Below are 12,639 nucleotides of genomic sequence, written 5' to 3' on the forward strand. Positions count from 1 at the left end.
CCGTGTCAGGCACCCGGCTTCTTTACTTCTGCTTTTAATTCTCTTCTTAACCGTTCCACCAGCTGTCGTGCAAGCTGTTCCGGAGAGCCGCTGTAACTGACGCAGCCCGTCTCACGGGTAGAATCGGGCTGGCTGCTGACGGCGCAGGTATCGGCGCTCTGTGCCCACACGGGGCAGCCACTGGCCGCCAGCCGGGGGGCGGCGATGGCGCCGTCATTGCCCATGCCGGAAAACAGGATAGCGCCGCAGGCGTTGCCGAAGCCCTCGCCCACATGTTGTATCACCTGATCAATGGACGGTGCATAGGGCCCTTCCCAGGCCTGGCCGGTGGACTGGATACGACCGTCGTGGCGAAATTTCACCGCGTATTCCACCGGCGCGATGGCCAGTTCACCATGACGCAGGGCGCTACCGTCGACACCCACCTTGCAATGAATGTTGTTGTCACGGCCCAGCACGCCGCACAGGGTGTCGAGGAAACTGTCGTCGATATGCTGTGCCAGTACAAAGGCCACCGGCAGATTGGCCGGCAGGCAGTCGAGAAACAGTTTTACCGCTGCCGGACCGCCCAGGCTGGCCCCCAGTACCCAGACCCGTTCGGGGCGGTCGCCGGGGCGAATGGTCTCGAATTCCCGCGGGGTGGGGATTTTTACCTGTGGCGGGCGCTGGGGAATCACTTCCAGCCGTTCTTCTACGGCCGGCTTGCCGATGTAATCCACCAGCTTGGTCACCAGCCGCCGTTCCCATTTCGGGTAACGGGCATCGGTACGCGCCGGGGCCTGACCATCACAGAACAAAATGGGGGCGGCGGCGTCTTCCAGCAGGTTATCCAGAAAAGCCTGCCAGCGATCCTCGCTGGACAGGTCTACCACCCACAGATCCAGAGCACCCTCTTCCAGCCAGCGTTTTTCCAGGGCTTCCGGATCGGTGTTGACGACCACCTGGTAGCCCTGACTCTTCACTGCGCTGGACAGCAGGTGGCCCTGCAATGTGCTGTCGGCGATCACGCCGACCCGGCCCGGTGCGGTCATTCGTTACCCGTTTCCTGCAACTCGCCCAGCAGTTCACGAATGGTGGAGAGCAGTTCGTTCTCCTGGAACGGCTTGCCCATGTAACAGTTCACGCCGATATCGAAGGCCCGTTCGCGGTGTTTTTCGCCGGTGCGCGAGGTAATCATGATGATCGGCACGTCTTGCAGGCGGCTGTCGTGGCGCACGTGGGTGGCGACTTCGAAGCCGTCCATACGTGGCATCTCGATATCCAGCAGCATCACATCCGGGCGGATATCCTCCAGCTTGGCGATGGCATCCATGCCGTCCTTGGCAGTGACCACTTCGTAGCCATTGCGCTCCAGCAGGCGAGTTGTCACCTTGCGCACAGTCACCGAGTCATCGGTGACCATGACCAACGGCGTATCGCGCTTGGACTCGGCTTCTTCGTCTTCCTGCACCGGTTCCTGGGGCAGTACCGGAATGTCTGCGACACCCAGGGTTGGCACCTGTACGTGGGCAGCACGGATCAGCGAGTGGATATCGAGAATGATCACCACGGAGCCATCCCCGAGGATGGTGGCACCGCTGATGCCGGCCACCGATGCCAGCTGCGGGCCGACTGATTTCACTACCACTTCCCGGGAACCCACCAGGTTGTCCACCACAATGGCCACGGTGTGTTCGGTGCTGCGGATCAGCAGTACCGGCATGGGAGTGGTGTGGCTTTCCAGGTGCGGGCTGCGGGTGCCGTGGACGAAATTGCCCAGGTATTGCAGTTCGTAGTCCTGGCCCACATAGGTGTAGACCGGGTTGTCTTCCTCGAAATAGTGCTGCAGCTCGAAGGGGCTGATACGCACGATACCTTCGATCTGGTTAAGCGGGATGGCGTAGGTATCTTCCGCCGCCTTCACCATCAGGGCCCGGTTCATGGCCAGGGTGAACGGCAGACGGATGATGAAACGGGTGCCCTGCCCCTTGTGGGAATCGATGGTCACCGAGCCGCCCATCTGCTTGATCTCGCTGGCCACCACGTCCATGCCCACGCCACGGCCGGAAATCTGGGTGACAGCGGCGGCGGTGGAGAAGCCGGCATGGAAGATGAACTGCTGGATTTCCTGCTCGGAGAGTTGCGCGTCCGGGGCGATCAGGCCGCGCTCCACGGCTTTCGTGCGCACGGCGTCGGTGTCGATGCCCTTGCCATCGTCGGACAGGGTAATCACTACCTCGCCGCCCTCGCGGCCCAGTTCCAGGTTGATGCGGCCGGAGTCGTTCTTGCCGGCGCTCTGTCGACCTTCGCGGGTTTCGATGCCGTGATCCACGGCGTTACGCAGCATGTGCTCCAGCGGGGCGACCACCCGTTCCATCAGGGAGCGGTCCAGTTCGCCTTCCGGGTTGAGCACATCGAATTCCACTCGTTTGTCCACTTCACCGGAAATCTGCCGGACGATACGGCGCAGACGCGGTACCAAGCGGCTGAAGGGCACCATGCGGGTGCGCATCAGTTTTTCCTGTAGCTCGGTGTTGATCCGCGATTGCTGCAGCAGCAGGGTTTCGGTGTCCTTGGTGCGGTCCAGCAGGGTGTTCTTCAGATCCAGCAAATCCGAGGCGGATTCCGACAGCTGCTTGGTGATCTGATGCAGCTCGGAGTATTGATCCATTTCCAGGGGATCGAAGTCTTCGTCGATTTCACCCCGTTCCACGCCCTGCTGATAATTGGACATGATCTGCGCTTCGGTTTCCGAATCCAGACGGCGCAGCTGTTCGTAGAGGCGCTGTACCGTGTTGCCCATTTCCTCCACGTTGAAGGTGAACTCGGAAATCCCCTGCTCTACCCGGCCGCGGTTGATGGAGGTTTCCCCGGCCAGGTTCACCAGCGCTTCCAGAACGTCGGCCCCGACCCGCACCATTTCCTGGGGTTGCGCCTGATTTTGACGCTGGCGGCGGTCATCCTGTTTTGGCTGTTGCGGTTGTGGCTTCTCGGCCGCCGGTGCCATGGCCGTGCCGCTCTCTTGCGGGGCGGTGACGGGCTGGCGGCGGGCGCTACGGGCCACTGATTCCATGCCCCGGACAATCTGGTCGTACCAGTTGATCATGGGCTGGAAATCTTCCTGGGTGGGCGCCTCGCGGCGCCTTTCCAGCTGTAGCAGATAGGTTTCGAAGTCGTGACTGATGTCGCCCAGCGGCTTCAGGCCGGCCAGTCGTGCGCCGCCCTTGAGGGTATGCAGGGCGCGTTTGAGGTCATCGGTGAAATCGGTGCTTTCCGGGTGGTCTTTCCAGGAAGTCAGGCAGGCATCGATGATTTCCGCCAGCTCATCGGACTCTTCCAGGAAGATTTCCAGAATTTCCGGGTCGCTGTCCGATTCCCAGTCGCTGTAATCCTCGTCCGGCTGTTCGCGGGTGGCCGTCGGTTCTTCCCGGTTGGTCGGCGTCGTTGGCGAAGCTTCTGCGGGTGCTGGCGCAGCAGACGCAACAGCGGGCAGGCTGAATCCTGCCGGGTCGGCCACATAGCCGTGGATCGCCTGGATCAGGGTGTCGCCCTGGGGCAGCGGCCGGCCGGCCTTGAGTGCCTCTACCATTTCCGCCAGTTGGTCGTGGCAACGATGCAACAGATCGAACAGGGTCGGTTCAATGGCCAGACGGCTTTGCGCCAGGCCTTCATAAAGCGTTTCCAGCTCGTGGCCCAGATCGCCCAGTTCGCTGACTTCCGCCATGCGCGCGCCACCCTTGAGGGTGTGAAGGTCACGCTGCAGGGATTGCAGTTCGATCAGGTTGTCCTGCTCGCCGATCCACTGCTCCAGGCTACTGCCGGCAGATTCCAGAATCTCGTCAGCTTCTTCCAGAAAGATTTCTACCAGCTCCGGGTCACGCTCCGGTTGAGGGGGCGCCGGAGTGGCGGGCGCGTCCTCAACCGCAACGGGCGCGGGGCTGCCGGTGTCTTCGGCAAAGTCGGAAGCGGCTTCGTGAGCCTGGGGTTCACTGTCGAGGGAGGCACTGGTGTCCGGCGTGCGGTCGCCGCGCAGGAAAGCCTGGATGGCGCTGACCAGTTCCGGGGCGTCGTCCGGGGTTCTGCCGCCGCGCAGGGCGTCAATCATTTCGGCGAGCCGGTCGTGGCAACGGTGCAACAGGGCAAACAGGGCCGGGTCCGTTTGTTGCTGGCCGTTATGATGCGCTTCGTAGAGATTTTCCAGTTCGTGGGCCAGATCGCCCACCGGGGCCACGGCGGCCATGCGGGCCCCCCCCTTGAGGGTGTGAAGGTCCCGCTGCAGACCATCCACGTTGCCGGCATCTCCCTGTTCCCACTGGTCCAGGGTATGGCTGGCGGATTCCAGAATCTCTTCGGCCTCTTCCAGGAACAGGCTGACCAGTTCCGGATCCATGTGGGCCTGATATTCACCACTGCTGGCCCAGCTGTTGGTATCCGGGGTGCTATCCACAGCCTGGGGATCCGCGCTGCTGTGAGAGAAGGCATCGTCCCAGTGTGGTGAACGTCCGCCGGGGCCAGGGCCATCGCCGTCCGGGCCGCTGTTTTCTGCCAGTTCGTGAAGCGAATCCACCAGCCCCAGTTCCGGGCGCACGGTCTGGCCGGCGGCCAGGCAGTCCATCATGTTGACCAGAGCATCCTGGCCTTCACCAGCCAGCGACAGCATCTGTTCGCTGCAAGCCAGGCGGCCGGATTCCACCGCGCTGTAGCAGGCGGCCAGGGCCGCGGCCAGGGCGTGAATTTCGTTGAGACCGGCGGTGGTGGCGCTGCTGGAAAGCAGTTGCAGTTCGTCGCGCAGTTTTACCAGTTCTTCGGTCTGTTCCGGATGCTGGGCCCACTGGTCCAGTAGTTGTTCCGCGTCCACGATCAGGTCCATGCCTTCGGAAAGGAACACGGAAAGGATGTGTGGATCCGGGCCGGAGTCATTTTGGTCGGCCAGCCCGTCGCGGTGTTGCTGTAGCGCGGCGATCAGGGCATCGGCGCCGGGCAGATGGGGTTGAGCGAGCTGTTCCAGGTTGTTGAGCACCAGGCGATGAGCCTGTCGCAGCAGTCCGGCCTGCTGGGTGGTTATCCGGCGGTTGCTGCTGATCAGGTCGCGGACCAGTTTTTCAGCCGGTTCCGCCACTTCCGCCACCGCTTCGATTTCCGCCATGCGGGCACTGCCCTTGAGGGTGTGCAGAGCGCGGTGGACGCTGTCGTCCAGGGTGTGTTCGGATAAATCCGGGTCTACGGTGTCCAGCCACTCATCTATCAGTGCCAGGTTGCGACGGGCTTCGCTGGCGAAGATCTCCAGCAGCACCGGGTCGGGTCCCTCCTCGCCGTCGGCATCCGCTGCGGCGTCGTCACCGTCACTCATGTCCGGAATGTCAGAAAGACTGTCGATACCGTTGTCGGCGCTGTCGCTATCTACGGACGCGGTTTCGCTGGCGGGTTCGGCTGCTTCTTCATCAGGCAGGCTGAATTCGATGGCGCCATCATCGATATCGTCGTTGTCTTCCCAGGCAAGGTGGGCATCGCTATCGTCGGAGGCGTCGTTGAAGGCAGCCAGATCCTCCATGGACAGGCTATCGTCATTGTCGGTGCTGCTTTCCGCGAACGAATCGCTGTCCGCGGGCAAGGGGATTTCCAGCGTGTCGTCGCTTTCCGTGTCATCGCCGAGTGCAGCAAAGTCGGTCTGGTTGTCAGCCTTGCTGGTTTCGCTGCCAGTGATGGCCGGTACCTGATCAATCTGGCCGCCGGCGGCCAGGGTGTCGGCGGCGTCGGCCAGCGGTTGCACATCGAACGGATCTGGCTGTCGCAGGGTAAAGGCATCCACCAGAGCGGGAACGCGATTGCGCACCTCCTGTACCAGCGCAATCAGCACCGAAGTTGGTTCAATGCTGCGGTCAATGACCCGGTTAAGCATGTTCTCCACGGACCAGCCCAGCTCGCCCACGGTGCTGGCACCGACCATGCGGCCGGAGCCTTTCAGAGTGTGGAAGGCGCGACGGAATTCCACCAGGGATTCCTCATCGCTGGTGTTGGCGGCCCAGCGCGGGAAAAATTCATCCAGCGCGTCCAGGACTTCGCTGATTTCTTCCTGGAAGATTTCGATGATTTCGTCATCGATCAGATCGTCATCATCGTCAGAGGGACTCTCGGCGACCGGTTGCGGCTCGTCGTCGGATTCCTGCGAAGCGGACTGTGTTTCCTGTTCGGTGGAGGCCGGCCCGGTAATTTCTAGAGTGCGGTCGCCTTTGTCGAGGCTGCCCTGCAGGGCATCGTTGCTGTCGTCGAAAGCTTCTTCCAAAGCGAAGTCTTCATGCAGATCGTCGCCGTCGAGACTGTCGTCGGCATCAGGCTCAGCATGCAAAGAGATGGACTCGTCGACGGTGTGGCTGTCAGTCCGGGCCTCTGCGTCCAGCTCAATGCGTTCCACTTCGAACTGGTCATTGCCGAAATCACTGCCCTGCTCCAGCGGGTAGCCGAGAGCGTCCACACTGGCACGGGCCAGTTGCAGGATATCGTCGGTGGTTTCCGGATCGTCGCTGAGACGTTCCAGATAGTACTCCACCGAGGTGATGGCATCGGCCAGGGTGTCCATGCTGCGCCAGTCCGGTTTGGGCTGGTCGGCGTCAAGCAGCTTTTCCTGAATGAAGAGCACGCATTGGCGCAGAATCACCGCAGGCTTGCTGAGCTGGATCACTTCCAGACCGCCGCGCACGGCATTGAGTCGCTCCGGCACCGGCTCCAGGTGCTCCGGGTTCCACTGGGAAGCAATGAACTCGACGATGCCGTCCTTGGCCTCTTCCAGGCCGGCACGGCATTCGCGCAGTACCGCATCCATGGCCTGGCCCACGTGGCCGGGCATGTCGCTCTGGTCGCCGGGGTAGGACTTGCCGCGACGGTCACCGCCGCTGATACCCGCCAGGGTGGCTTCCACATAAAGCAGGGCGCCGGCGATATCCATCAGGGTTTCGCGTTCGGCGGGACGTTTGCCGGCGACAATGTCTTCCACCGCGTGGAGCTGTTCTTCTACCAGGGTGCGAGGCTGGCCAAGGCCAAGCACTGCCACGGTGTCGGCTACCTGTTTCAGGGTGACCGTCTGCGGCTGCAGTTTGCTGGCGTCGCTTTCGCCACTGTGGACGAAGGTTTCCAGGGCATCCTTGACGGTGGTGATTTCCTCGGACAGGGCCTTCACGACGGAATTCATGGCTTCGGCATCCGGGCCGGTCATGCGGGCCCGTTCTGCGTTGACCAGGTCATCGGAAGGGAGTGCATCGTCCAGGCGGAAACGGGCTTTGACATCGCGAATGCGCGGGCTGTCTACCTCTGCCTTGGCCACGTAATAAAGCAGGTTCTTGATCAGTTCGGTGGGCGCCGGCTGGTTCAGGCTATTGGCGCCGTCGATGACCAGTTCACGCAGGTTGCGGTCCACATGACCGAGCATCAGTTTTACCGAGGTGCCCAGGGTAATGGCGTCTTCCGACAGGCCTTCCACCAGGGCGTTGCTGATGGCCCATAGCGGGGCACGCGGAGCGTCACCAGTGACTTGCTCAAGTTTGCTAAAGACCTTGGCCATATAGCCCAGGTTCTCACCCATGTTGTCGTTGCGCAGCACGCCGAGCAGGGCAATCTGGAACATCTGGCGAATTTTCTTGGCCAGCTGAATAAAACGGGGATCGTTGAGCAGGTCATCCGGTATCTGACCACTGCCGGTGGCGTCGGTCAGGTCCGGCTTGAACAGGGCGGTTTCCGACAGCAGCGGTTCGCCGCGGGCGGCGCGCAGGTCGTTGAGTAGCGGCAGCAGCACCACCGGCAGGTCACGACGGTTGGTGGCTACCCGATCCAGATAGGGGGGCAGCTGCAAGATGGCCCGCATCAGGGTTTCCTGGCCGTCCCCCACATTGCCTACCCGGCCTTCAAGCAGGGCCTGGGCCAGCTTTTCCATTTCCTCGGCGAGCAGAGCAGCACCGTAGAACTCCACCATTTGCAGGGTGCCGTACACCTGGTGCAGATGGGCCTGGCAAAAACGCATGCGGGTGGCGTCGTCCGGGGTATCCACGAACGCTTCCAGTGCCTGCTGCGCCTGGTTCAGGGTTTCCTGGATCTCCCCGCGAACCCAGTCCAGAGCCAGATAGTCGTGACGGTCACTCATGACGTCTCCTGTCATACTCAAACCTGCCGTCACTGCGGGCAGGTTTTTTTATTATCTACAGCGCTTATCGACAGCGCCGGAAGGCCAGCGTATCGGCGAAATGTATACGTTCCAGATCCGGATGTTGCCAGTCGGTCACTTCCCCGGGACCGAGCACCAGAATGCCACCGGGAGCGAGTCGTTCCGCCAGACGGTTGACGATCTGGCGTTTCCGCCAGCGGCGAAAGTAGATCAGCATGTTCTGGCAGAAAATCAGATCCATGTCGTTCATTGGCGCGTTGCTCAGATCCAGCACGTTGAGCCGGGCAAAGCAGATGCGCTCACGCAATACTGGCGTCACGGCCAGAGTTTGTTCATTGCCGCAGGGCTGAAAATATTTCTCCCGCAGTAGCGGGTCCACCTGCAGTACCCGGCGCGCCGGGTATTCCCCTTTGCGGGCCTTGGCCAGGGTGGGCAGGCTGATGTCGGTGGCGGTGATTCCGTAGAATAGTTTGCGGCCGCCGCCGTTGAGCTGCTCATTGATCATCATGGCGAGGGAATAGGCTTCCTCGCCGGTGGAGCACCCCACGCTCCACGCATCCAGGCTGGCACCGTCGGGCTGCTCGGCCTTGAAGCGCTGTACGAATTCCTCCACCAGGGCATAGGAGCTTGGGTGGCGGAAAAAACTGGTTTCCTGCACGGTAAGTCGGTCTACCAGTACCGACCATTCCATGGCCCGGGATTCTGTGGAGCCCACCATCAGGTGTTCGTAATAGGTGTCGTAGTCTTCGATGCCCAGCTCGCGCATACGAATGCTCAAGCTGGTTTCGAGGAAGGTCTTGCGCTCGTTGGACAGGGTCATGCCGGTGCGCTCTTCCAGCAACGCCTGCCATAGCTGGAACTGCTCCGCATCCATGGCGGGCGTGCTTTTGATGGACCAGCGGTCTGTCACTGCAGCACCCATAGCATCACTCCTTTAGCCGGCGCGAGCCGGATCAGGAGTGCTCCGGCAGGCGGAAGCCGGCAACAGAGTTACGCATCTCCTGCGCCATCTCGGCCAGGTTACCAATGGATCGCGCAGTCGCGGTGGTACCGGCGGAGGTCTGCGAGGTAATTTCCTGGATCACGTTCATGGTGTTGGAAATGTGACCGGCAGACGCTGCCTGCTGGCGCGCCGCGTTGGAGATGTTCTGGATCAGGTCCGCCAGGGTTTTCGATACGTTCTCAATTTCTTCCAGTGCCACACCAGCGTCCTGCGCCAGACGGGCCCCTTTTACCACCTCGGCGGTGGTGGCTTCCATGGAGATTACCGCCTCGTTGGTATCGGTCTGAATGGTTTTTACCAGGGTCTCGATCTGCTTGGTCGCGGCGGCGGAACGTTCCGCCAGTCGCTGTACCTCATCCGCTACCACCGCGAAGCCCCGCCCGGCTTCACCGGCCATGGACGCCTGAATGGCGGCGTTCAAGGCGAGGATGTTGGTCTGGTCGGCAATGTCGTTAATCAGGGATACGATGTCGCCAATTTCCTGGGAGGATTCACCCAGACGCTTGATCCGTTTGGAGGTTTCCTGGATCTGTTCGCGAATGGTGTCCATGCCGTGGATGGTGGCCTGTACCACTTCGGCGCCCTTGTTGGCGATGGCTACCGCTCGTTCCGCTACCGCCGCCGATTCGGCGGCGTTGGCGGATACCTGGTCAATGGACACCGCCATTTCGTTCACAGCGGCGGAGGCGCCGGCAATTTCCTGGGCCTGGTGCTCGGAGGCTTCGGCCAGATGCATCGCCGTGGACTGGGTTTCCTGGGCGGCCGAGGCCACCTGTACCGCCGAGTTGTTGATGGTTTGTACCAGGCTGCGCAGCTGGTCAATGGAGTAGTTGATGGAGTCAGCGATGGCACCGGTGAAGTCCTCGGTTACCGTCGCCTGTACGGTCAGGTCGCCGTCCGCCAGGTCACCCAGTTCGTCGAGCAGTCGCAGAATCGCCGCCTGGTTACGCTGGTTCTCGCTTTCCAGCTCGTCCTTCAGCGTTGCCGCCTGACGGTTACGCTGGGCCATGATCAGGAAGAACAGCAGTACCGCGATGGCAGCAGACAAGCCACCCAGGGTCACTGACGGGAAGAAGGTGTTGGTGGAGCCTTCAAACTGGGTGTTCAGGTTGCTGGATTCCTGCAGCAGATCCTGGGAGCGACGGAAGATGGTGTCGGCCGCGTTACGTACCTGGAACAGTTCGGGAGCGGTTTCCAGGATTTCATCCACGGACTGGTTAACGAATTCGTCGAACAGGTCGGCAATCTCGGCCAGGTAATCCAGGGCATCCGGGTCGTTGACCTGGTCAATGCCCATGGCTTCGTCGCCTTCGATCATGCCGTTCATGACCCGGCCAAACAGGCTGGCATCACGACCAAAGGCATCCGCCGCAATCACCGCGCCGTCGCCACCTTCCAGCACTTTGGAAATAGAGCTGAGAATCCGTTCGGCCAGCAGGGACTGACGCTGGGCAAAGGCGATCTGATCCGGCTCAGCGCCGGTGGCCACCAGAATGTCCACCACGCCTTCATATTCTGCCTGCAGGGAAGGAATGGTCTGGGCCAGGGTGTCTGCCACTTCGTGCAGATCCAGAACCGTATCTTCCCCGCGCAGGATGATGCCCGCGTTGCTGTTCACTTCGGACCACAGGCTGCTCAGACGTTCTTTCACCTCGGTATTGTCGACCGGTTCGTCTTTAACGTCATCCCAGGCGGATTGAAAGCTCTGCTGGGATTTGGCCAGCAATTCGAAGGCGTCGGCGTTACCGGCAGCGGCCTCAAGGGAGTTTTTGGCGATCTGCTGGGAGATAACCCGCATATCAGAGGCCAGGGTAATATTCTCCTGGGCCTGGTTCGCCGTGGTTGCGGAGAGCAGGAAATTCACCACCGCCAGAACGATAAAGACGGCAAGGCCGATGTACAGCGCGATATTCAGCGTGCTGCCTTCCGCGCCCCCCCGCAATTTGTCAAAGATTGCTCCCGAATTGAACTTCATAGTCTGGCTCCTGGCCTGGCGTTCGCTCTTCTTATGTACCCCAAATGCTTATATACAGCTCAGCCGGTGCGGGCGACCTGCATAAAGCGCGGATCCTCTGCCAGCCGGGTCAGGCTGAACACGGACCAGTACTCCCCGTCCCGCCGGTAGGCGCCGCGCACAAAAGGTGTGACGCTGGCATCGCTGACCGGCAGTGATTCCACAAATTCATCAATGGGGAAATGTTGCATCCCCAGTACCTCGTCCACCGTCATGCCGGTGTACAAGTCATCCTGGTCCAGGACCAGCAACCGTCGGCGCTTTTCCTGGACCGGCGAATTCTTTTCCAGAAAGCCACTGAGATCCATCACGGTCATCAGCCGGCCCCGGACATTGGCCACGCCCTTCATCCAGCTGCGTGCGCCGGGAATGCGGGTGTAGGCCGGCACCGAGAGGATTTCGGAAACCTCATCCAGCGGTGCCACGTATTTCTTGCCATCCATCACAAAGCCCACGCCGCTCCAGTAGCTGACCGCATCCTGCTGCATAGGCAGGTCTTTGGCCTGCTCGCGGCAGCGACGGTTGTAGTCGGCCAGTTGAATATAGGCGGCGGAAGCAGTTGCGCTCATCAGGGGCTCCGAATATCAGCCGTCGGCCAGCATGCGCTCGACAGTTTGCAGGAGCACATCCTCGTCCACCGGTTTGGTCAGGTAGTCCTTGGCGCCCTGGCGTTTACCCCAGACACGGTCGGTTTCCTGATCCTTGGTGGTTACGATGACGATGGGAATGTGCGCGGTATCGGCACCCTTGGTGAGCTGGCGGGTCGCCTGGAAGCCGTTAAGGCCCGGCATTACCACATCCATCAGAACCAGTTCGGGCAGCTCGGAGCGGGCCATGGCGACGCCATCGGCTCCATTGGCGGCCTCGAGCACCTCGTGGCCGTGCTTTTCGAGTATCTCCCGCAACTTGTAGGTTTCGGTGGGAGAGTCATCCACAATCAGAATACGTGCCATCTTATCCTCTTCAGGCTCAGCGACGCTGTCGCTTAACCGCTGATATGCTGTCGAATCGCGCCGAGAAGCTCGTCCTTGGAAAACGGCTTGGTCAGATACTCGTCGGACCCCACTATCCGCCCCTTGGCCTTGTCGAAAAGGCCGTCCTTGGATGACAGCATGATCACCGGGGTGGCCTTGAAGGCACTGTTGTTCTTGATCAGGGCGCAGGTCTGATACCCGTCAAGGCGCGGCATCATGATGTCGACGAAGATGATATTGGGTTTGCTGTCGGCGATTTTGGCCAAGGCATCGAAGCCATCGGTGGCGGTGATCACTTCACAACCTGCTTTCTTCAACAAGGTTTCCGCGGTGCGACGGATGGTTTTGGAATCGTCGATCACCATTACCTTGAGGTCTTGGAAATTGTCAGTCATGGAAACTGCCTTTAACCGTGAACCGTTGTTGGCCGCAACTTATTGTAATTTTTGGCCTTTCTAGTAATTCGATGGGCGGGGGTGTAGCGAGACAAGCCCAAGCGAAGTTTTTAACACAGATT

General features: G+C 60.9%; 7 protein-coding genes. All 7 read right to left on the reverse strand.

What is annotated here, in order from left to right; genetic code table 11:
• Positions 1 to 5: 5 nt before the first annotated feature.
• The 7 genes from ACMG4M_RS01270 to pilG all read right to left on the reverse strand — a co-directional run bounded on the left by ACMG4M_RS01270 (position 6) and on the right by pilG (position 12,517).
• The gene (locus ACMG4M_RS01270) at positions 6 to 1,031 is read right to left on the reverse strand and encodes a chemotaxis protein CheB (RefSeq protein WP_414430583.1); all 1,026 of its coding nucleotides are present in this window, start codon (positions 1,029 to 1,031) and stop codon (positions 6 to 8) included.
• The gene (locus ACMG4M_RS01275; protein WP_414430584.1) at positions 1,028 to 8,110 is read right to left on the reverse strand and encodes an Hpt domain-containing protein; all 7,083 of its coding nucleotides are present in this window, start codon (positions 8,108 to 8,110) and stop codon (positions 1,028 to 1,030) included. Before ACMG4M_RS01275 ends, ACMG4M_RS01270 begins: the two co-directional genes overlap by 4 nt.
• Before the next feature lie 64 nt (positions 8,111 to 8,174).
• Positions 8,175 to 9,053 carry a CheR family methyltransferase gene (locus tag ACMG4M_RS01280; protein WP_035245809.1) on the reverse strand — a complete coding sequence of 293 codons (879 nt, stop codon included), beginning with the start codon at positions 9,051 to 9,053 and terminating at the stop codon, positions 8,175 to 8,177.
• Between the two features lie 31 nt (positions 9,054 to 9,084).
• Entirely contained in the window at positions 9,085 to 11,109 is a 2,025-nt protein-coding gene (locus tag ACMG4M_RS01285) for a methyl-accepting chemotaxis protein (RefSeq protein ID WP_035245811.1), read from the reverse strand.
• A 59-nt stretch (positions 11,110 to 11,168) separates the two neighbouring features.
• The gene (locus ACMG4M_RS01290) at positions 11,169 to 11,717 is read right to left on the reverse strand and encodes a chemotaxis protein CheW (RefSeq protein WP_035245813.1); all 549 of its coding nucleotides are present in this window, start codon (positions 11,715 to 11,717) and stop codon (positions 11,169 to 11,171) included.
• 15 nt (positions 11,718 to 11,732) lie between these two features.
• Positions 11,733 to 12,101: a twitching motility response regulator PilH gene (gene pilH, locus ACMG4M_RS01295; protein ID WP_035245814.1), complete on the reverse strand. Its 369-nt coding sequence runs from the start codon at positions 12,099 to 12,101 to the stop codon at positions 11,733 to 11,735.
• A gap of 32 nt (positions 12,102 to 12,133) precedes the next feature.
• Complete coding sequence (gene pilG, locus ACMG4M_RS01300) at positions 12,134 to 12,517, reverse strand: twitching motility response regulator PilG (RefSeq protein ID WP_035245815.1); 384 nt, start codon at positions 12,515 to 12,517, stop codon at positions 12,134 to 12,136.
• Positions 12,518 to 12,639: the final 122 nt, after the last annotated feature.

The organism is Alcanivorax sp. IL3 (assembly GCF_047495465.1).
Classification (GTDB): Bacteria; Pseudomonadota; Gammaproteobacteria; order Pseudomonadales; family Alcanivoracaceae; genus Alcanivorax; species Alcanivorax jadensis.